General features: G+C 41.1%; 18 protein-coding genes. 12 read left to right on the top strand and 6 right to left on the bottom strand.

Annotated elements, in window-relative coordinates; translation table 11 throughout:
- Positions 1–8: 8 nt before the first annotated feature.
- Positions 9–911 (top strand): indole-3-glycerol phosphate synthase TrpC, encoded by a 903-nt coding sequence (gene trpC / locus VB733_RS09775; RefSeq protein WP_323339890.1) that lies wholly within the window; start codon positions 9–11, stop codon positions 909–911.
- A gap of 132 nt (positions 912–1,043) precedes the next feature.
- Positions 1,044–1,292 carry a DUF5340 domain-containing protein gene (locus tag VB733_RS09770; protein ID WP_323339889.1) on the top strand — a complete coding sequence of 83 codons (249 nt, stop codon included), beginning with the start codon at positions 1,044–1,046 and terminating at the stop codon, positions 1,290–1,292.
- Positions 1,293–1,359: 67 nt separating this feature from the next.
- Here VB733_RS09770 and VB733_RS09765 read toward each other — a convergent pair whose 3' ends face one another.
- The 3 genes from VB733_RS09765 to VB733_RS09755 form a co-directional block, all read right to left on the bottom strand.
- On the bottom strand, positions 1,360–2,058 hold the full coding sequence (locus VB733_RS09765) for an HAD family hydrolase (protein WP_323339888.1): 699 nt from the start codon (positions 2,056–2,058) through the stop codon (positions 1,360–1,362).
- Positions 2,059–2,260: 202 nt separating this feature from the next.
- The gene (hppD, locus tag VB733_RS09760) at positions 2,261–3,361 is read right to left on the bottom strand and encodes a 4-hydroxyphenylpyruvate dioxygenase (RefSeq protein ID WP_323339887.1); all 1,101 of its coding nucleotides are present in this window, start codon (positions 3,359–3,361) and stop codon (positions 2,261–2,263) included.
- A 101-nt stretch (positions 3,362–3,462) separates the two neighbouring features.
- Positions 3,463–4,815 carry a pentapeptide repeat-containing protein gene (locus tag VB733_RS09755; protein ID WP_323339886.1) on the bottom strand — a complete coding sequence of 451 codons (1,353 nt, stop codon included), beginning with the start codon at positions 4,813–4,815 and terminating at the stop codon, positions 3,463–3,465.
- 19 nt (positions 4,816–4,834) lie between these two features.
- Between VB733_RS09755 and VB733_RS09750 the strand changes: the two genes are divergently transcribed.
- From VB733_RS09750 to VB733_RS09720, 7 genes are all read left to right on the top strand, one after another.
- Positions 4,835–5,059, top strand: coding sequence for a hypothetical protein (locus VB733_RS09750; protein ID WP_323339885.1), 225 nt, complete (start codon positions 4,835–4,837; stop codon positions 5,057–5,059).
- Between the two features lie 561 nt (positions 5,060–5,620).
- A complete protein-coding gene (locus VB733_RS09745; RefSeq protein ID WP_323339884.1) occupies positions 5,621–6,364 on the top strand; it encodes a tetratricopeptide repeat protein in 744 nt (247 codons plus the stop codon).
- 123 nt (positions 6,365–6,487) lie between these two features.
- Positions 6,488–7,378: an NAD(P)-dependent oxidoreductase gene (locus VB733_RS09740; RefSeq protein ID WP_323339883.1), complete on the top strand. Its 891-nt coding sequence runs from the start codon at positions 6,488–6,490 to the stop codon at positions 7,376–7,378.
- 179 nt (positions 7,379–7,557) lie between these two features.
- A complete protein-coding gene (gene bchM / locus VB733_RS09735) occupies positions 7,558–8,244 on the top strand; it encodes a magnesium protoporphyrin IX methyltransferase (protein ID WP_323339882.1) in 687 nt (228 codons plus the stop codon).
- Positions 8,245–8,285: 41 nt separating this feature from the next.
- On the top strand, positions 8,286–8,711 hold the full coding sequence (locus VB733_RS09730; RefSeq protein WP_323339881.1) for a hypothetical protein: 426 nt from the start codon (positions 8,286–8,288) through the stop codon (positions 8,709–8,711).
- 126 nt (positions 8,712–8,837) lie between these two features.
- Positions 8,838–9,326, top strand: coding sequence for a hypothetical protein (locus tag VB733_RS09725; protein WP_323339880.1), 489 nt, complete (start codon positions 8,838–8,840; stop codon positions 9,324–9,326).
- A gap of 294 nt (positions 9,327–9,620) precedes the next feature.
- Complete coding sequence (locus VB733_RS09720; RefSeq protein ID WP_323339913.1) at positions 9,621–10,964, top strand: serpin family protein; 1,344 nt, start codon at positions 9,621–9,623, stop codon at positions 10,962–10,964.
- Here VB733_RS09720 and VB733_RS09715 read toward each other — a convergent pair.
- On the bottom strand, positions 10,933–12,132 hold the full coding sequence (locus VB733_RS09715) for an AI-2E family transporter (RefSeq protein WP_323339879.1): 1,200 nt from the start codon (positions 12,130–12,132) through the stop codon (positions 10,933–10,935). The two genes, VB733_RS09720 and VB733_RS09715, sit on opposite strands and share 32 nt — an antisense overlap.
- A 116-nt stretch (positions 12,133–12,248) precedes the next feature.
- Between VB733_RS09715 and VB733_RS09710 the strand changes: the two genes are divergently transcribed.
- Both VB733_RS09710 and VB733_RS09705 read left to right on the top strand, forming a co-directional pair.
- The gene (locus VB733_RS09710; RefSeq protein WP_323339878.1) at positions 12,249–12,680 is read left to right on the top strand and encodes a hypothetical protein; all 432 of its coding nucleotides are present in this window, start codon (positions 12,249–12,251) and stop codon (positions 12,678–12,680) included.
- A 297-nt stretch (positions 12,681–12,977) separates the two neighbouring features.
- Positions 12,978–14,393, top strand: a complete 1,416-nt coding sequence (locus VB733_RS09705) for an LCP family protein (protein ID WP_323339877.1) — start codon at positions 12,978–12,980, stop codon at positions 14,391–14,393.
- A gap of 446 nt (positions 14,394–14,839) precedes the next feature.
- On the opposite strand, the gene VB733_RS09700 is transcribed toward VB733_RS09705, so the two are convergent.
- A complete protein-coding gene (locus tag VB733_RS09700; RefSeq protein WP_323339876.1) occupies positions 14,840–15,667 on the bottom strand; it encodes a photosystem II manganese-stabilizing polypeptide in 828 nt (275 codons plus the stop codon).
- 819 nt (positions 15,668–16,486) lie between these two features.
- Between VB733_RS09700 and VB733_RS09695 the strand changes: the two genes are divergently transcribed.
- Positions 16,487–16,798: a hypothetical protein gene (locus VB733_RS09695; protein WP_323339875.1), complete on the top strand. Its 312-nt coding sequence runs from the start codon at positions 16,487–16,489 to the stop codon at positions 16,796–16,798.
- Between the two features lie 23 nt (positions 16,799–16,821).
- Here the strand turns inward: VB733_RS09695 and VB733_RS09690 are convergent, their stop codons facing one another.
- Positions 16,822–21,849: a hypothetical protein gene (locus VB733_RS09690; protein WP_323339874.1), complete on the bottom strand. Its 5,028-nt coding sequence runs from the start codon at positions 21,847–21,849 to the stop codon at positions 16,822–16,824.
- Positions 21,850–21,974: the final 125 nt, after the last annotated feature.

Here is a 21,974-nt window from a genome sequence, read left to right as displayed (position 1 = left end):
TTCTACAAATGCAAATCCGTCGTCGCAATCCTAACCCCGCTATCGATGTATCTATCATCCGCTACCAAACCGCTTTAGAAAATACTGAACCGAATCATATTCTGGAAGAAATAGTTTGGCATAAGGAAACTGAAGTCGCACAAATGCGTGAGAAATTACCTTTGCACGAACTCCAAAAACAAGCGATGACTGCACCCCCAACTCGCGATTTTCTGGCTGCACTTCGTCATGGTAAAACCAACCCAGCACTAATCGCTGAAGTGAAAAAGGCTTCTCCCAGTAAAGGTGTAATTCGTGCAGATTTTGATCCTGTAGAAATTGCCCAAGCTTATGAAAGTGCTGGTGCTACTTGTTTATCGGTACTGACAGACCAAAAGTTTTTTCAAGGCAGTTTTAATAACTTAGAAAAGGTGCGTAATGCCGTAGATTTGCCCTTGTTATGTAAGGAGTTTGTCATCTATCCTTACCAGATGTATCTAGCCCGAACTAAAGGTGCAGATGCAGTATTGTTAATTGCCGCAATTCTCAGTGACCAAGATTTACAATATTTTGTCAAAATTGCCAATTCCCTGAAAATGACTCCTCTAATTGAAGTTCACAGCTTAGAAGAATTAGATCGAGTTTTAGCATTAGATGGAGTTTCCTTAGTTGGGATTAATAATCGCAATTTGGAGGACTTTTCAGTAGATTTACACAATACCTGCAAACTGCTTGGACAACGTCAAAAAGCCTTAGAAGAACGCAATATTTTAGTAGTTAGCGAATCTGGTTTACATACAGCTAACGATTTAAATACCGTAACGACAGCAGGTGCTGCGGCTGTACTTATCGGTGAATCTATCGTCAAACAAGCTGATATTAAAGCTGCCGTTATTAATCTCTTTGCGAAAACTTCATTACCATCCAATTAGTGACTTTAACCAAAGCCTTGTTTCCTGTGTAACAATTTTAAATAGAAAGCAACTTGCTCTCACTCGCGATACTCCGTAGGAGTGGTCTACCGACCATCGCCAACCATTCATACAAATTATTACGAATAATTCATGGAGCAAATTCCTCTGCCTTCTCCAATCCACTACGAACTACTGCTACAAATGTTAGAGCGACAAACAATGTCAGCAGTCAGTCAAAACCCAGCACTGCGCCAACAGGTTAACCAGCTGATTATCACTCTTCGCAAAGCTGCTGTTCAACAAAAACATCTTGAACAAGCTTGTCAATTTTCAGCAATCGAAATTGACCATCGTTGGTCTCTCAATCATCATATTGGCAAAGTCGCGACTCCCGAATAAAACAATTTGTAGTTCGTAATTTTCATCTGGGTAATTACGAATTACAACTGTATTAATTGTGCAAATTTTATCCCGCGTGTTGCTGCCAATTATCCAAAATAATATCTACAGCGACACTGAAATTTTTGACAATTAAATCTGGTTGATAGTCTGCTAATTTAATCCGATCGCGGATTCCGCATTCAACGGCAATCACTTTAATATTATGTCTTTTTGCGGCGGCAATATCGGCTTCTGTATCTCCAATCATCCAAGTATCGGTAGCTGGCGGTAATTCCCCTAAGGCGCGTTGCATTAATAACGGCTTGTCTTCAATGTCGCGTGTTTTTACGTAATCATTAGCTAAACAATAACGGCGATTTTCGAGAAAAAATTTGCCTAAATCATATTTCGTCACAGCATAATCTAATTCCCGTACCCGTCGCATTGTCATTACTGCCAAATCAACATGCAAATGTTGGATTTTTGACAATGTATCAACTGCACCCTCGGCAAGTACATCATATTCAAAATAGGGCTGAGTATGTACAGTCTGCTTACGCAATTTAGAAAACTCTAAGGCTTGCTCCTGATCTAATCCTGAAAGTATACCAATTTCTGTTTCCGCAATGCGATCGCGTTTCATCTGCCAAAACTCTGCTTTCCCCAGCACTTTGATCTGTTGTTGCGGTTGACGAGTTTTCTCTAAACAAAGTTGGTAAACGCGGTAGTAACGCTCGGAAACATCAACTATCGGTCCATCAAAATCTGTAATTATTCTTAACATTGATTATTTAAATGAGGAGATTAAATGTAAATCTTTGTTATAAGATTAGCTCAGGGGCGATCGCTTTGATGTGGCAGAATGTTTTGAATACCTGATAGGTAAGTTTGGGAAAGCTAATCAATGCCAGTTAAAAATAACACCCAATGAGGGAGCGCCAGGAGGATGGGAAAAGACATTCCCGTGATCCAATCCTCACCCCAAATTAATGCAAACTACCGCGTTTCATTTGTTCAGATTCGATCGCCTCAAACAGGGCGCGAAAATTGCCTTCACCAAAACCTTGGGCAAGGTGACGACGTTCAATAAACTCGAAGAAAAAGGTCGGTTTACCAAAAATAGGCTGGGTAAAGATTTGTAACAGCAAGGCATCAGGTTCCTGTTCTTGCCAATCTACAAGTATTTGTTGTTGAGCGATCGCCTTGATTTCGGGATTAGAAAGGCTAAAACCGGGACGCTTGACAAGCTGCAAATAATATGTTTCTGGAATCGAGAGAAAGGATAAACCGCGATCGCGAAAATTGGCGATGGTATTGACGAGATTGGGCGATCGTAAGGCGATATGTTGAATACCCGCACCTTGATTAAAATCCAAAAATTCTTGAATTTGCGAATTTCGGGTAATTGGTTGATTAATGGGTAGTTGGACTTTCCCATTCCGAGAAGTCATTACCCGACTATGCAAAGCCGAAAATTCTGTTTGAATATTAAATATTTGCTGGGGTTGCAAATCTAATATTTTTTCGTACCAAACTACAGCTTTGTCTAAATCTCCGGCGGGTACATTGAGGACAATATGGTCAATACTGGTTAGATGAGGGAAAGATGGGGAAATGCCTAGTGAAAATATCCCCATATCCTTGTGTCCTCGATTATCTATTTCCCTAACTTCGATTAAAGTATGAGTGAGAGAACCCCAAGCTTTGATTTGGCAGGATTTAAAGTACATTCCATTTTGCTGATATTCGCAAATAGGTTGTAATACTTCCGTACCGTGGCTTTCCACCCGCATCATCACCTCTTCCATATCTTCGATGATAAATGCCACATCCACGACACCAGGGGGATGGCGATGTAAAAACTCAGCTACAGGACTTGTGGGTAATAAAGGGGAAGAGATGACAAAACAGATGGAATTGCTTTTGACAACTTCTGTAAGGGTGTGAAATTCTTGTTTTTGAGTGTTATTCAAGGGAAAAGGGGGAAGTATGTAATTTTCTACTACCTCAAAACCCAGAATGTTTACAAACCAGTTACGCCAAGTTTTGGCATCTTCCACATAAAAGTGGATATGTTCAATTCTCATAACTATGAAAATCCAGCCTCACAGCTTATCTGTCGTCAATTTTGACTGTTTTTAGAAATTTTTGGCTCTTTCCTAAGCAAGAATATATCCAGAAATCACATCTACCGTCCTAATTTATTGGGAATACCTTCACAACCACCGGGAATAGTGCTACGTTTTTTTTCGCCACACCAAGCACAGCAATAGTAACGTACTGATTCCGACATCCGTTGAACGTTAGTAAAATCGGCATCTTCAATGACTGCACCAGTGTGTTCGCCTGTTTTATAGTTGGGTGGTTCAGTACGACTGCGGGGTGATGCAGTTTCCGCCGCACCGTAAAAGAAACGGGTTGAATTTAAATCGGCATAACTAAGATTAGCTTCGTATAAAATAGTGCGGGATAGGTTAGCTTTCACCAAATCACAATTATTCAGATTTGCCCGAACCAAGTTGGCTTCGGAGAGATCAGTCCAGCGCAAATCGGTATTGGCGAGGTCAGAACCAGCCAGCATCACACCTAAATCAATCACACGCAACCCAGCAATTCTGTCCTCAGCATATCCACCACTACCATCAAGAATGGCACGTCCGAGATGACGATCGCGTTTGAGAGGGGTTAATAATTTTGAGCGTGATAGGAATCGTAAAATTTTGGCTTTGCCACTACCATCAACACTACTAAGGATAGCAGCAGTCCGCCCTTCTGCGATCGCCCGTTCTTGGGGCCAATCTTCTAATAATCCTTCTTCGTCTAAGACTAAATCCGAGACACCTTGGAAGTAAGAATCGATTGTTTGTTGTTGGGTAATAATGTTTTGCTGAACAGTGAGTAGGTTTTGCTGAATTGTTAAGTCTTTGGAGATGACATATTGTCGCCAAGCAACGTAAACGGCAATGATGGCAATGAGGATTTGTCCCAAGGCTCCAAACCATTCGGCGAGGGTTCCAGAGGCATCCCAGTTAACTCGCCGTCCCCAACGGAGAATATCGTCCCCAATCCCTGTAAATCTGATGACACCAACCAGTGCCGTAACAAATCCAAAAATTCCAAAAACCACCGTGCGTTCCTGCGGTGAAATCCATTCTTTGACTACCTCTTGCAACCACGGCAACAGCATGGCGATGGATAATACCAAAGTCACTAAAGTCCCGAACGCGCCAATAATCCAGATATTAGCCGCCATGCCAATAAAAATCAGCGCGATCGCCATTAATGTAATTAATAATGCCCTTGGTTTCGCGATCGCTGTATTGGGAAGATGGGTTTTAAATGTAGAACGTGCTTGTTTTAAAGCAGTTGTGTGTTTTGAGGATTGCAACGAGCTAATCGCTGCCAAAGCCTGTTGAGCCGCCATTTCATCGGGTGTAAAACCATTGTCGCCACCATCAAAATCATCGGGCTGCAAATTATCCTCAAGGTTTGCTTCGTTTTGTGGTGACTGGGATGGGTTGGAATTAGATTCAATCGTCATGCTTAATATTTTCGCCCAGATGACTCAATTCAACAGATGTTTTATCGTAGCTGTTACAGGGTGGGGTTCGGCAAGTGCTGTTGAGGAGGATGGGGAGATGGGGAGATGGGGAGACACGGAGATGGGGAGATGGGGAGATGGGGAGATAGCTAGAGAATTCAAATCAGGAATATATTTTTTCTTTTCCACGAATGTCGCTTGCTTCCTTCATCAGGGAATGATTACGTGGGCAAAGTCTAATTAAGAGGGGATATGCTCAAAAAAACACACAGAAGGCATTCTTTGTCAAGTCAAATAATATTACCAAATTAGCGGATACCTATTACCTGATACAGAACGACAAATGGTAATATTGTCTAACTGTAAATAAATACGAATAAATGCAAAAGTCAGAAGGTTGCTGATTCTTAATTGCTTTGATTCAACTGACAGATACAATAGCTCGAATTAAAGAAATCTTTTGATTTATGACATGTAATACCTCTCTTGATGAGGGATAAAATTTAGAGTTGCTGATGTTCAGAGTCAGTTATCAGCATGATTCATCCTAGTTATTTATGAAGGTTGCCTGATGTAAAATTTCTGTAAAAATCAGACAAAAGTGACTCTCAACGCCAAAAATGAACTCTATTTCAATCTACAAAAATTTACCCATCAGGTAAAATCAAGCAAAAAAATGGTTTTTCAATTAATCGTAAATAGTGAATAAAAAGAATCAGTAAAGAAAAATAGATTAGTGTTTTCTCATACTTTTTTTTGTCTTCAGAAATTTTAGGATGATAATTACGAATTTTGTAGGTACAACATGACCTCTTGGAGAAGTTTTGTTGCCTCTGGCTTAATGACTTCGTTGATGCTAGGCTGCGGGAATGTGGCGAATCACCGAGGAGAATATACACAGCAAGTTGTGCAGGAATCTAATGTTGCTCAACTACTCAACCAAGTCCACACAACCCAACAGCTAGATAGTCTATTCCGCCAAGGAAACCAATTGTTAAACGCGCACAAGTACCGTGATGCGATCGCAATATATGATAAGGTCTTAGCAACAAAGCCAGACTTTGCAGAAGCTTGGATTAATCGCGGTAATGCCTTGACAGCCCTAGGAACATTTGATGGTGCGATCGCATCTTACAAAAATGCAGTCAAAGCTAATCCCCAGTCACATGAAGCTTGGTATAATCAAGGTAACGTTTTAAGTCGATTAAACCGCTATCAAGAAGCGATTGCAGCTTATGATCAAGCGATCGTTATTAAGCAAAATAAAGAGGAAGCTTGGATTAATCGAGGCATCGCTTTAAGTAAATTGCAACGTTTTCCCGAAGCAATAGCAGCATACGACAAAGCAATAATCATTAATCCGAAAAAGGATTTAGCATACTACAACAAAGCTTGTACTTATGCATTGCAAAATAACGTCGATGCCACCATTGAAAATCTGCAAAAGGCAATAAATTTAGTTCCAACTAAGTACAAAAAGCTGGCTAAATCTGATACTGACTTTATCAAAATCCGTCAAGACAAGCGCTTTCAAGCACTCCTGAATTAAGAATATCCCAATTTACAACCGAAGTCGGGGATATAGTCTAGTCACCTGATTTGATTGAGTCTGAATCATATCAAGTAAAATTACTGTGAATAGAGTAATTTTAGCTAATAATTTTAACTTGGTATGAAAAAACTTTTAATTACAGGGGTAAGTGGTTTTCTGGGATATCATGTTTGTCAATTAGCGTCAGTATCAACTCAACCACAATGGGAAATTTACGGCACATATTTCTCTCACGATATTCAGATTCCCGGCATTAAATTAATTAAAACAAATCTTGCTCATTACCAATCCCTCAAACAAATATTTGCCCAAATTCAACCCGATGCAGTAATTCACACTGCTGCAATCTCCCAACCCAACTATTGCCAAAATCATCCCGAAGAATCTCACGCAGTCAATGTGACAGCATCGATAAATATTGCTGAACTTTGTGCCGAAAAATCAATTCCTCTTGCTTTCACATCCACTGATTTAGTATTCGATGGCAAAAACGCACCTTACAAAGAAACAGATGCAGTAAATCCTGTTAATCTTTATGGAGAACAAAAAGTTTTAGCAGAACAAGGAATGTTGACAAAATATCCTTTAACTGCTGTCTGTCGAATGCCATTAATGTTTGGAAAACATACACCCACAGCTACAAGCTTTCTGCAAAACTTTATTCAGACATTAACAGCAGGTAAAGAATTAAATTTATTTATCGATGAATTTCGTACCCCTGCGAGTGGGAATACAGCCGCAACAGGGCTTCTTTTAGTATTAACAAAAAATTTTCAGGGAATTATTAATCTAGGTGGCAAAGAAAGAATTTCTCGCTATGATTTTGGTCAATTAATGGTGAAAACTTTTAATCTTCCTGTCACTGGATTAAAAGCGTGTCGTCAAGCAGATGTAAAAATGTCAGCGCCTCGCCCTCAAGATGTATCCTTAGACAGTTCTCAGGCGTTTGCTTGGGGATATCAACCTTTATCGATTCAACAAGAACTAGAAGCAATTAGGAATGCACATTAAAGGCTAGTTCAGTACCTCTGCATTATGGCGTTGAAAACTAAACTTTTAATACAGCCAGACATTTTCCAAGATACGCAGACACAGAGAATCAGGAGAGATGAAATTCTTTTCCCCCTTCCCCCCTTACCTTTTTCCTGCTACTTTAACGATTGAGAAGTATTTATTAAAAATTGAGTTTCATGAACGCAGCTGACGATAAAACAATTGTTAAAGATTATTTCAATTCTACGGGTTTTGACCGTTGGAAACGTATCTATGGTGATGGTGAAGTCAATAAAGTCCAGCTTGATATTCGTAATGGACATCAGCAAACTGTTGATAAGGTGATTAACTGGCTCAAGGCTGATGGTAATTTAGCCGAAATTTCTGTCTGTGATGCTGGTTGTGGTGTCGGTAGCCTGAGTATTCCTCTGGCGGAAACTGGTGCGAAGGTGTTTGCTAGCGACATTTCTGAGGCAATGGTGGGTGAAGGCAAGGAGCGTGCTTTGAAAATCTTTGGTAATAACGATAATCCGACATTTGCAGTACAGGATTTAGAAGGGTTGAGTGGGAAATATCACACTGTTATTTGTCTGGATGTTCTCATTCATTATCCCCAAGACAAAGCCGCAGAGATGATTTCCCATTTGTGTTCTTTATCGGAATCCCGAATTATACTTAGTTTTGCGCCCAAAACCTGTGCTTTAAGTTTACTGAAAAAGATTGGTAGTTTCTTCCCTGGTGCAAGTAAAGCCACTCGTGCCTATCTCCACAAAGAAGCAGATATAGTTAAATATCTCCAAAATAATGGTTTTAGTATTGCCCGCGATGAAATGACTAAAACTCGATTTTATTTTTCACGACTACTGGAAGCTACACGAAAGTAAGGTTAGAATCGCGGCGATATATTAACATAATTTTTGCTGCGATGATGAAACTCCTCACAAAACTAGCTGCTGCTGGGATGCTATCTGTAGGATTCATTTTTTTGATCATTTCTGCCTCAGCTTTACCCGAATTACAGAATAAAAATGGTAATTCTCTGCAAATTCAGGAAGCAAAAGACACTGCATTTGCAGGTATTGCCCTTAGTGTTCCCTTATTGGCTGGTGGTGGATATATGCTTTGGGGGTTAAGACGAAAACATCGTCAACTTCTGAGCGATCGCCTTCAGTCTACCTTTTATCATCTCATTGAACAACATCAAGGGCGCATCTCCGTAATTCTTTTTGCAAAGGAAGCAAATATTACCGGGCAAGAGGCAAAAGAATATCTTGATGCTAAAGCTAAAGAATTTAATGCTTCCTTTGATTTAAGTAGTGATGGTGGCATTTATTATTACTTTCAGATTTAGGGAACGGGAAATAGGAAGTTAGAAATCACTAATTATTTTTTTCCTCCCTGTTCCCCAAAAATTTAGTGGTATAGATTCGCAAGTAAAGTTAAAATCGCAAGCGAGGTTCAAGTCTGAAAAGAAATTATGAAGACTGCTGAAAAATTAGCTTCAGGTTGGTTGCTTATACTCGGCTTTATGTTTCTAACTATCTCCGCTTCATCGGTGATGGAAAAAAATAATGCCAATAAACCAGGGACTGCACGTATAGATGAAGATGGCGAACTCGTGTTTGCATCTCCAACTTATCTCGCTGATTTAAGTAATAAAGCTGTTCAGGGTTTGGTTTTTGGATTGCCCTGTACTATCCTTGGTGGATGGATGACGTTATCTTTATACCGACAAGGTAAGCACGAAAAAAAAGCACTTCAACAACAGACAGATGAACGCTTACAATCGCTTTTTTACCGGATGGTACAAGAAAACCACGGACGTATTACACTGTTAAGTTTTGCAATGCAGTCGCAACTACCCCCACATAACGCAAAAGATTATTTAGACGATAAAGCTAAAGAATTCAATGCGAATTTCAAGATTAGTGAAGAGGGGGCTGTATCTTACCATTTTGAAGTTTAGGTTTGCTGGTAAGCACATAGTGCTTACCATAAATATGTTGGAAAATATTGGAAATATCTCCACACTCTGTAAAAGTAATAAATACTTATTGACTAATCTGTTTAATTACCAGCAAATAACACTCAAATATTTGTTGCTGAAAGATTAAAAGAACTGTTGCCAAAACTGTAACCACCTAATAACAAAGGTACTTTGGATGTCATAGTCAGAAACAAATGACGGTGATTTGGTTGTTTGAAGAGAACCTTTCCCGGCAAACTGGTGTACCTGAAGGGTGAAAATAAGGGTGATGGCATGAAGCAAAAAAATAGTAATGCTCGCGAAATATTTCTACAACGACGTTATGGTGTGCGTCTAGGCAGAAGATATGCACTGGCAGCAGCAGGTATTGTCTTAATGGGGGTACTTGGATGTTCTTCCATTAGTGGCGATAATAGTGCAGTCGCTGAGTCACGAACACCTCGCACGGAATCTTCCATGTCCAATTCAATAGCAAAGCCCGATACAAAACTTGTAGCTGCAAATACGAAGTTTGGTTTCAAGCTGTTCTCGGAAGTTTTGCAATCAGAAAATAGGCAACAAAATAGCAATACTAATATATTTGTTTCGCCATCAAGTGTCGCCATGGCTCTGGCGATGACTTATAACGGAGCTAGTGGCTCGACAAAAGAAGCGATCGCGAAAACGCTAGAATTAGAGGGATTCAGCCTGCAACAAATTAATTCCTCGAATGCAGCCTTAAAGGAAATTCTGGAAAATCCTAACCCGGAAGTCCAATTAAACATTGCGAATTCTCTCTGGGCAAATCAAGATGCTCAGTTTAAATCTGATTTTCTCCAGCGAAATCGTGAATTTTACCAAGCGAAAGTCACAAATTTAAACTTTAGTGATGCCGCAGCTACAGATGTCATTAATGCTTGGGTAAAAGAAAATACTCAAGGTAAAATTGATAACATAGTTAAACAACTGACTCCCAACCAAGTCTTATTATTGGTTAACGCCATTTACTTTAAAGGTAATTGGACAAATAAATTCGACATCAATCAGACAAAACCATACCCATTTTTTCTGGCATCTGGTCAGCAGAAACAACATCCCATGATGTCACAAAATGGCAATTATCAATACTTAGAAACCGCAAATTTTCAAGCAGTCAGCTTACCATATGGTCAAGATGGCAAAATCAGTTTTGATGTGTTTTTGCCCAAAAAAGATTCTAATTTATCAGCGTTTTACCAAACATTAAACGCAGCAAATTGGGAAAAATGGATGTCGCAGTTGAGTAACCGTGAAGGTTCCATTCGCTTACCCCGCTTCAAAATGAATTACGAGGTGAAGCTCAATGAGAGTTTAAAAGCCTTGGGTATGGGTGAAGCCTTTAGCAGTCAAGCTGATTTTTCAGGGATGGGTGAAAAACTAGCCATCAGTGAGGTAAAACATAAAACCTTTGTCGAAGTCAATGAAGAAGGAACGGAAGCAGCAGCAGCCACTTCCGTGACAATGATTCGAGCATTGCTATTTGAACCAACAATTAAACCATTTGAAATGGTAGTCGATCGCCCATTTTTCGCTTGTATTCGCGATCGTCAAACAGGCAGCATTTTATTTATGGGTTCAATTGCGGAGCCACAGGCGTAGCAGAACTGACTTGAGCCGGTGGAGATGATTCAGTACCAGGTGCAGCTACCTCCGACACCACAATATTTTTATTTTTACTTTCATTGATTTCACTTGCATCTGCTTCGCTATTAGAAGAGCGTCGTAACGCACTTAAGGCGGTTTTAACAACTACAGCAGTAGGAACAGCCAAAATTACCCCCAAAAGCCCGCCAATTCTCGCTCCAGTTAAAACCGAAATTAGTAGCCAGACAGGATTTAAGCCCGTAAAACTACCTAAAATTCGCGGTGCAATCAAGTTTTCCAGAATTTGTTGAACAATGACTGCTGCAATTAAAACTCTTCCCCCCATCGAGAAATCTTGCAGTGCTACCAACGATGTTGTCATCGCAATACCCACAGAACCACCGTAGGGTATAAGTGCCATGAGTCCAATTGTCAAGCCAAATAATAGCCCAAAAGGAACCTTCAACCATAAAAACGTGGGAATTAGGGCTGAAGCCATGCAGGTAGAAATAATTAGCTGCGTGATGAAGAAATTTTGGAAACTCATACGCACCGTATCCGAGAATGGTTCGCGGAATTTTGCTGGTAGCCAATCCACAAGACTTTGCCAAAGTTCGTCACCATGTTGTAACAAATAGAAAGTTAGCACCATAGTCAGGAGGAAATCCAACAAACTCGTAACGGTAATTACAGCTAAATTCAGGACTTGTCCCGCAATCGCTTGTAATTGTCCCTTGACGCGATCGTTGATTTGCACCAGCAAAGCATCTAGGTTAATGGGCAACCCAAATGTGTCGGCTTTTTCATTGAGTATCATCAATTGCGATCGCCCGGAATCGATCAATTCCGGAATCCGTGCTACTAATTGTTGTGCTTGGGTCAGTGCCAGAGGAAACAGTGTTACGCCTAATGCCAATAAAATAGACAAAGCCAGTAAAAACACTAGGATTGCTACTTGTTCGCGTCTGGCACCGTGGCGTTCCATCCAACTTACGGGATAGTTAAGCAGAAACGCTAGCACTGATGCTCCGACTAAAATGACAATCAACGAGTGGAAATAAGCGAAAATTGCCGAAATTGCCCATCCATTTAAAACGAACAACGGAGCTAGGAGCGCGATCGCTAAGAATCGCGCTAACGGTGTTAATGTTTGCCACCAGTCGAAGAGCTTGCGTGTTTGCATCTGCCGATTGCGGGATACAACTAAAATAAATATCTCTCTATTGCTTATTATCTCAACTACACGCCCCAGATACATCTCTCTAACTTAGGATTACACTAAATTCCATGAAAAAAAACATGAAAAAACGTAAAATGATTGACAAATTAAACCCAAGTGATGACGATCAAGGCGTAATTACGAAGGAGATAACAACCAGCGACAGCACTTCTACTTTACAATTAATTCTCTACATGATTCCGATTGTCGGTTTTTTCCCTTCGCTGTGGACTCTATACAGTCGTCAAGGAACCAAAGAACAACTCATGGCAAGTCGTTTGTCTATCACCCTGGCTATGGCTTGGATACTGGGATATCTCATGTTGGCAACAGGGGCAGAGCAAACGTCTGATTTTTTGACCCTGCGTCTCCAAGTTCTCAATACTTTTCTGACTTCTGGTTATTTTTTAGTTAGCCTCTGGTTGATTTTGAATGCTGTTCGCCGCAAAAAACAACGTCTGCCTGGATTCAGTCGTTTTGCTGAACGAGTGTTACGTAAATATACTTCTTAAGTAAGAGTCAAATTTAAATTCTCTGTATTTATACGTATTTACACTCATTTGACTAAGTATATGCTGATTAGGTCTAGGCAAATTAGATAAAATCTTGCCATACTGCAAGAAAACATCTCCGGATTTGCTGAATAAACAACAGAAAAAATAGGAGAAATACTGTTATAAGTATTTGGTTAGGATTAAAGTAGAAAATTTAGCATTAATCATCTAAAAAATCGTTATTGTGACAAAAATAATCTGGATGTTCAGATTGGACTCAGTGAATACTATTTATTTCAAAGTGTGAGGAAGTAAGTGACCATTCAAAGAACTTCGGCGGAAGAAAATCATTCAAGCGACACTTCAACCCCTAACGACAAAAAAATCACTACTAAATCCGGTCGTTGGCTGTGGTTTTGGGTGGGAATGAGTGGTATAGCGATGGTATCAGCAACAGCAGGGGCACTTCTGGCTGTTTCTTTGAGTAGCACGCCGCTCATGCAAGCCAATCTAAGTCCTTCTGAAGCCGCAGTTTTTGACGGCGATCGCATTTCTGGGAGTGGGTTGCGCTTTTCGGAATTAACCCGTCCTGTCAATATCCTCGTCATGGGGATGAGTGTACTTTCTTCCGATGTTCAAAACCCTCCTGAGGAAACAAAGGGTCTTCGCCACCTGCCGCAAGTCAATTCCTTTGATGGTCTCGCCGATGTCATGCTGCTCATCCGCTTTGATCCGGAAAAGAAAAATTTAAAACTGCTGTCGATTCCTCGCGATACCCGCGTTACCATTGAAGGACATGGCAGGAAAAAAATTAACTCCGCCAACGTCCACGGTGGACCCGCTTTAACCGCAAAAACCGTGAGCAATCTGCTGGATGGAGTTGGAGTTGACCGCTACATTCGCATCAATGTCCTGGGAGTCGAAAAACTCATTGATGCCTTAGGTGGCGTAAATGTCTATGTCCCTAAAGATATGAAATATCAAGATGATTCCCAGCATCTTTACATCAACCTCAAAAAAGGTCAGCAGCATCTTGATGGTAATAAAACCCTGCAATTATTACGTTACCGTCACGATGAAAATGGTGATATCGGCAGAATTCAACGTCAACAATTGGTCATGCGGGCATTAATGGATCAAACTCTTAATCCTGCTACTCTCACTCGGATACCAGATATCCTCAATGTCGTCAAAGAAAATATTGATACTAACCTCACCGTCGAAGAGTTATTAGCATTAGCTGGATATGGCGCACGTACCAATCGTTCAAATATCCTCCAATTAATGGTTCCGGGTAGGTTTAGCGAGAAAAACGAATTTGATGCCAGCTACTGGATACCAAACAGAAACCGCATCACTCAAACAATGGCACAACACTTTGATTTGCCAACAAACCGCCAAGTAAATAACCAAGAACCAAGTTCGTTACGTATTGCGATTCAAGATAGTACCGGGGACGAAAAAACCAATCTCCAGCCCTTAATTCAAACCTTGACAAAAGCTGGTTATCGTAATGTTTACATCGCCAAAAGCTGGGGTGAACCTTTACAAATGACCCACATAGTTGCCCAACAAGGTGATCATAGCAGTGCTGAGATTCTTCGTGATGCGATCGGTTTTGGCGAAGTTCGGGTTGAAAGTACCGGCAACCTTGGCTCAGATATCAGTATCCAAGTTGGTAAAGATTGGACGCAACAACTTAATTCTTTAGAAGATTCCTTGAAACAGTGATTTTGGCTTGCGAATTTCAAACATGATTAGAGATGTAGCAATAGGGTTCGGTTAAACAAAAATTGCTATTAGCTTTTAGAATCAATAGCGTATAGATGCTCCCAGTCTTATTCTTATTTTTTTCCTCCCTAACCGAACCGTATGGAGAGACGTAGCCGCACTATGTCTCTGTATTCTTATTTATTTTCAAATATCCTCTAATATAAAAAAACTTGCTGAATTTCTAAATTGCATTAGAAATTCAAACAAGGTTTTATGGGTTGTGTTGCTTGCAGTATTCAAGGAAATAATTTTGTAGGTTGGTTGGGTACTTTGCCAAGCCCAACATCATCCTCTTAGCTAATCTTGAGTTAATGTTGAACTACAATTTATACTATTCAACCTACATCATGTCCCGTTGGAAATAAATCCTGGTGAATAACTCAGGTTTCAATTTAGGACGAGGTTTAAGCTTGAGATTCGACGCGAGCGTAGAATATACCGCGAATTTTAACTTCTTTGGGGTCACCTGAACCTAAATCAGTGTCAGAAGGTTGAATGCTCTCAAATGTACCTGCAATCTCGCCAGTAGCACTGTTGACTTGAGCAATTGACAATTCGATATTTCCTTCCAAAACATCGACACTTTTGACGTTTTCGCGGGCAAGTTCTTCAGCATCTGAACGAGCGGGAAGAGCGACTGCGTTATCATAACCGCTAGCAACGCCACGACCTTTAGGATCGAGGAAAGTCGCACCACGATAGGAAGGAACACGGAATGAACCTTTAAAGTCGGTTGAGGTGTTGATGCTGGTTAAACCAGGTTGTGTACTCGCAACCAATCCTTTGACGGTGAATAGGAAAGGAATACTTTCGCCACCAGGTAATTTGACGGTAGTAGCTTGGAAGTCAAAGCCATCTTTTTCTTGGAAGGTGAGGCTACCATCAGAATTAACTTTCAAGTCACCTTGGATTTGATCGAGTGAAGAAGTTTTACGGGTTAATACCTTACCGGGGATAAATTCTGCTTTCAGACGTTTGTTCGTGGGTTCTTCTTTAATAAAGTAGCTAGTTGGTTCCATACACAGTTCCTTGATGGTGTAGGACTGACTGGAATCAATAGGAATAGAGCCACGACTGGTTTCAGAAATTTGGGGGCATTTATTTGCCAAGCCAGTACCACGAATTTGTTCGTATGTCAGAGCAGTTGTACTAGCTGTTGGAGCATCACTACAAGCAGTGATAAACCCCAAACATAAAGCAAGCAATGTAGCAATTAAAGCGCGATACCTCATGTCAACCTCAATGTCAAAGTCAAAGTCAAAGTCAAAGTCAAAGTCAAAGTCAAAGTCAAAAATTAATATCTAAGTGATAAAACTGCTGTGCTAAACGTATTTCGACGTATCGCTTTATTTTACTTTGAGTTCAAATCCTTAGTAACCCAGGGCACTCAATTTGATAGAATTCTTCTGGTTACAGAGGATAAAAAGCTCGAAAGCTGCATTGGACAAAACCATTTGACAGAACTTTTAGTTAGAACTGACGCGCTTGTGATGAAAAAATCAGGCTTTCAGAAGGCTTCCTGACGATTAAGAAAAGCATCATTTTACTCATCTATCACCTCTACACAATGTGTAGATAGGTAATCCGTGCGTAAGTCCTATTTAATTAATCTGGCATTTTGTCGCAGTTTCACACCAACAAATTTTTGGTTAGAGTCAGAGCGCAAAGAAAATAACGCTCTTGCACGCAACGACACCATTCCAGACTCGAAAGAGAAGGCTAGAATGAATACCCAGAGAGGGTTTTGCCGGCTTCGCTGTTATCGTTGTTTTCCGTGTCCGTGTTGCCACTACACGCAGCCCGTTTTTTATATGCTTTTCAGCCAGATCGTACTATTTTTTCTGGCTCAAAATCAAAAGGTTTGCCTATGGACTTTTTTACCTTGTTGTGTTTGCGTGCAAAAAAGGAAAAGCTGTGCAGAACCAGAATTCTGAAATCCTGAATTCTGCACTCTCTATTCTACGTTCTTGTACTATTGTTTTAATTTCTGCAAGTTTTTAATTTTTCTCAACAGAATCACTTAGTATCAATTCCAGTATCAATTTGGTGTGATGAGCAATAGTAATCAATTTGAATCAGAATCAGGGATTTTATCCCATAAACTCCAGAAAATTAGCACATCTGTCGAAGATGCGATCGCGGCTTGTGAGGGGGATACGATCGCGCTGTTGGCGTTATTACGTCAGTTAGAATTTTTACATAGAGAAGTTCGAGACGGCGTTTTCCAGGCGAGCTTACCACAAAATCGTCAAGCTCTTTATGCATTATTACGGGAGATTGAAATGGAGGGGGGATGGCCTTACATAGAAAGGATGCGGTTACAAGGTTTACTGGCAAATATGCAGGAGGAAGATGGGGGTTAGAGGGATTATTTCTGACGTTGGCTTCAGCGACTAGCAACTCCTTCGCATAAATTGCGATCGCGTCCTTCGACATTACGGTTATTGTGGAGATAGTCGCCAACCCAATTACAGCCACGTTGCAAGAGGTTGTTTAAGTCCATGTTCCACAAAATAATGGTGTTGTCTTCACTAGCTGATGCTAATGTTTGACCATCGGGGCTGAAGCTTACGCCTAATACGGGGGCTTTGTGGGCGTTGAAGGTTTTGATTAATTTACCTTCTCGACTCCAAAGCTTGACTGTACCATCCCAACCAGCAGCAGCGATGATTTCACCATTGGGGCTGAAGGTGACGGCGTTGACACTATCGCTGTAACCCCGAAGTAGGGTTTTGAGCAATTTACCATCCCAATCCCACAGCTTAATTGTATTGTCCCAACCGGCGGTAGCTAAAATGCGATCGCTGGGACTAAAGCTTGTTCCTAATACCCAACTATCGTGGGAAGATAGGGTCTTGATTAATGTGCCGTCTCGTTGCCACAGTTTGACAGTTTTATCGTCGCTGGCGGAGGCTAAAATTTGTCCATCGGGGCTAAAGCTGAGGTTATTTACCCAGCCTTGATGTCCTTCTAAGGTTTTGAGTAAATCTCCGTCACGATTCCACAGTTTAATTGTTTTGTCCTGGCTGGCGGAGGCTAACATTTGCCCATCGGGGCTAAAAATCACACTTCTAACTTTATCGGTATGTCCGGTTAAGGTTCTCATTAAGGAACCATCACGTCGCCATAATTTAACTGTTTTGTCGTGGCTTCCTGTCGCCAGTATTTGTCCAGTGTTGTCAAAACTCACACTTTGAACTAGCCCCTGATGTCCTTCTAAGGTTTTTGCAAGGCGAGCATTGGTAGCACTATTATCTCTTTGCCAAAGTTTCACTGTATGATCGCGACTAGCAGAGGCAAGCATTTTACCGTCAGGACTCCAAGCAACGCTAAAGACTTTGTCTTCGTGTCCGCTAAGAATTGGCAACTGGGATAATTCTAAACTCCAGAGTTTGACACTTTTGTCCCAACTAGCGGAGGCAAGGATTTTGCTGTCGGGACTAAAGGCAATACTGGACACCGCATCGTTATGACCTTTAAATGTTTGTAGGAGGGAACCATCTAAATTCCAGAGGTTAATTGTGTTGTCGTCTCCTCCAGATGCTAAATATTTACTATTGGGGCTGAAATTTAAATTCCAAACTGTAGCGCGATGATTTTGTAGGGTTTTTTCCAGGCGAAAATTTACTTTTCCTGGGGCTGAGTAGTTGTAGCGCCAAAGTTGGACTAAGCTGTCTCGTCCTCCTGATGCTATATATTGACCATCAGGACTAAACACTATCGATGTTACACCTTGTTTATGTCCGGGTAGGGTGGCGACTGGAGTTCCCTCCCTACGCCAAATTTTAATGGTTTTATCTTCGCTAGCAGCAGCAATTAATTGACCATCGGGACTAAAATTAACCCAGTTAACAGTATCTTTATGTCCTCGGAGAATTTTGAATAAACTTCCATCTTTGCGCCACAGTTTCACTGTTTTATCTTGGCTGGCGGTGGCAATGAGTTCGCCGTCAGGGCTGAAATTGACACTGAGAATTCCGTCGCTGTGCCCATCGATGGTTTTATATGGATGGGGGTTAAATTCGCCGGTTTCGGAATTACGTCGCCACAGTTTGACTGTTGAGTCTAAACTTGCAGAAGCTAGAGTTTGACCATCGGGACTAAATGTAACATGTGTGACGGCAAAATTGTGCCCACTCAGGGTTTGCAGTAATTTTCCATCAGGTTGCCAGATTTTCACCATTCTGTCGGTGCTACCGGAAGCAATGACTTTACCGTCAGGGCTAAATGCCACACCCCACAGTACATCTGTATGTCCTTCCAAACGGTTGATTTCTTTGACTCCATATACTGCTTGTTGGAGTGCGGTGACAACTCTAGCTTTGGTGTCTGCTTGGACTCCATTCGCTTGGTTGAGTCTGCGCCATGCCCGCAAACTTTCGATTAAAGCGTCAAATTCTTTATTTGAGGCGAAAAGGGCTTCGCTAGCGGCTGTAATCGCACTGATTTTAGAATTGTTTTCGCTACGCTCTGCTCGAATGCTTTGATGAACGGCAACACGTTTTTGACTATCGGCTTGCCACCACAATCCGCCAATGGTGGCAGTCATCATTGCCAGGGCGACACCTGCGACTCTGGCTTCCCGCAGTCGTCTTTGGAGGGCGAAGTTGAGTTGTTCTTGGCTCAGTTTTTGGGCGACTTCGGCACGGGTTTTCTCGAACCTAACTTTTTCGAGTTCGGCAACTATTCCGTAGTTATTTTTTTGCCGGATGGGTTCCACTAAGTAATCATGGACGAGTTGGTATCTATCTCCAGACTCGTCGCGCATTCGCATGACTAATCCGCTACCCATCAAAATATCGAGAATCAATTCCCAATCGGAATCTAAATTAAATGCAGTATCAATACTCTTAGTTAAGGCAACTGCCAGTTCTATTTTAGTTCGTAAAGGTCTTGTTCCTTTTTCATCAGTTAATTCAAATAATAACTTCCAACTAAGTTGTTCATTTTCGCGACCACAATCTTTAATAACTTCCTCCAGCCAGCGTTCCACCAGTTTTTCCGAACCACCACATTCTTCATATTCTTCCAAGGTGGTGATTTTTTCCGCTTGCAATTGTGCCCCCACAATTTGCAATTCTATGGGGTGAACTTCCTCAACTTCCCCAGCTAAATCCTGCACTAATTGGTCAATTAATTCATTACTCAATTCATAATGCGATCGCTGGGTCAAAATATCGATTACGCCAATGGCATCTTGTACCGAAAAATTACCCAAATAGTAACGAATATCTTTGTCGAGAATATTTTTGTTAATTACTCCTAAATCGTAACCTTTGCGTCCCCTCTCATTGGCAAGCCGTTCAAATTCTAATAAATAATGTAAATAATCTTCGCGAATTGAGAAAATTACCTTGACAAAAGGTATGTTTAAACATTCACTAATAAACTTATAAAAATGAACTCTCTGGGCTTGGTCTTTAATCGTAAAGAAAAACTCTTCTAACTGGTCAAAAATCAACACAACCGCATAATTACGCTCCGCCAATTCCCGGAGATTATGCAACAATACCGAAGTTGAAAATTTGATCGATACCGATAAATCTGTCTTTGCTAAAGATTGGTTGAAATTGCGCCCCAATACCGTCACCCAATCGCTATAGGCTGATAGCACAATTGGCATTGCCATGCGATCGCCAATGGCTCTTTCCTGTAAAGTTGGTACTAATCCGGCTTTGAGTATGGAACTTTTACCAACTCCTGAAGGACCATGAATAATTGTTAGTTTACAATCAGTTCTGGTTAATTTTTCAATTAAACGATTGATGTCTTTTTGTCGTCCCGATGCGGCAATTTCCTGAGCAACCTCTTCGGGAATTTGGGGAAACTTAGAATTTTGAGCTAAGGGATTAATTTTGTAGCGCTGTGGTTGTAACTGACTCGCACCAATAAAAGCTCGATAGCCATACTGATGCTCTATTTGTATTTTTTCTTGCTTGAGTGTAAAGGCTTCACTGTAATTGTGGCGCTCGAAAAAATAGAGCGATCGCAATTCCTCAACTATCTCTAAATATAATGATGGCTCGTATTGAAGCTCACAAACAACCTTCGCCCATTCCAAATTATTGATTGCTTCTTCCCACTCACCCAAGTGGCGTTGGGCGCGACCAAGTAACAGAAGATACCAACTTTCCTGCTGTCGTGTCACCCCAGAGGCGGCTTCGGCAATGGAACGGGCAGTATTCGCCAAGTCGTAAGTCTGCACCCAATTGGAGCGCGCCGCCGCTACTACCGCCAAAAAACCATAATCTTGAGCTTCCTGCGCCTTGCTACCATTCGCTTGATGTAATTGCAAAGACTTCTGCGCCATCATCTGCAATTCTTCCCAAGCTTCCAGGCGTTGCAACATTTCGCAAACTGGCGTAATGAAATTAGCTAATAAATCCTGTCGTTGCGACAGTTCCAATACATCTAGAGATTGCTTAAACCAAATCAGTGCTTCCTGCCAATAACTGCGATTTAAAGCTGGACGCAAATCAGCCATGCGGCGATAACACAGCCCTAAGTGAAAGAGGACTATAGCTTGGTGGAGAGAGTGGATAGGAGATGGGGAAAGATATGTCGTCCGCGCTTTACTGGGGGAAAAATCATCCCGGTAAGTTTTATCCGTATCCCCATGTCCCCCTGTCTCCCCTTCCTGTTGCCATAAAGTCAGACTACGCTGATAATGAGCGAGAGCAGGTTCGATTTTGTCATCAATATAAGCATTGCGTCCCAAAACAAATTCCAATCCAGCTTCCACTTCTGGTTCGAGTTGGAAATTGTATAAACGTAGTAAATCTTCGCGGGCTGTGGCGATTTCGCTAGAAATTGAATTGATTGCAGTTAAATTGGAATTCAGATTACCAGTATCTAAACCTGTATTCAAAACATCAGTAAATACCGATTCAGTTTCTTTACGGATTAATGCAATTAAATCTTCCTTCGCCATTTCAAACTTAATCGTTGTTGCTGCCCAACTCTTAAAGTCAGGTGCAAGACGTAACAACATTGTTGCAACTTCGTCTTTCAGCCACAACACTAAAGGAAATGGAAAAGTATCGGCATAAATATCGCGTGCTTGATTTAACCCAGTTAAAACATCTTCCAAAGATGTAACAGACTCCAAACCAAATACCATTACAGCAGATGGTAAAGCATCACCAGCTACAGCAGGAATGTCTAGATACAGTTCTGAGACGATTGTGTTGTGTAGATTTGCAGTTGCGGAGGGTAAAAGCTCCAATTCGCGTAAGTAAACATCTTTAGTGAGCGAACGAATGTTTTCCAACACTTGTCTGCGTAATTGCCCGTAGTTGCACCGAACTAAAATCAGGGCAAATTGACCTTTAGAAAGCGCGATCGCTCGAATCAAACGTTGTAGTGAACGCTGATTGGCGTTTGCGATCGCTGCTGTGAATTGCCACTCTGTCATAACTCAAAACTGGGCTAGAAAAGAACAATAAGTAGCCAACCTGCCGAAACATGATTTTGGCATTAACATGCCTGAATGAATACTGTGTAATTACTGATAGATTTCACAGAATTTTATGTTAATGC

This window comes from Calothrix sp. UHCC 0171 (genome assembly GCF_034931845.1).
Lineage (GTDB): Bacteria > Cyanobacteriota > Cyanobacteriia > Cyanobacteriales > Nostocaceae > Brunnivagina.
Note: the sequence above shows the minus strand (reverse complement) of the source record. Positions and strands in the feature narration are given on the sequence as shown.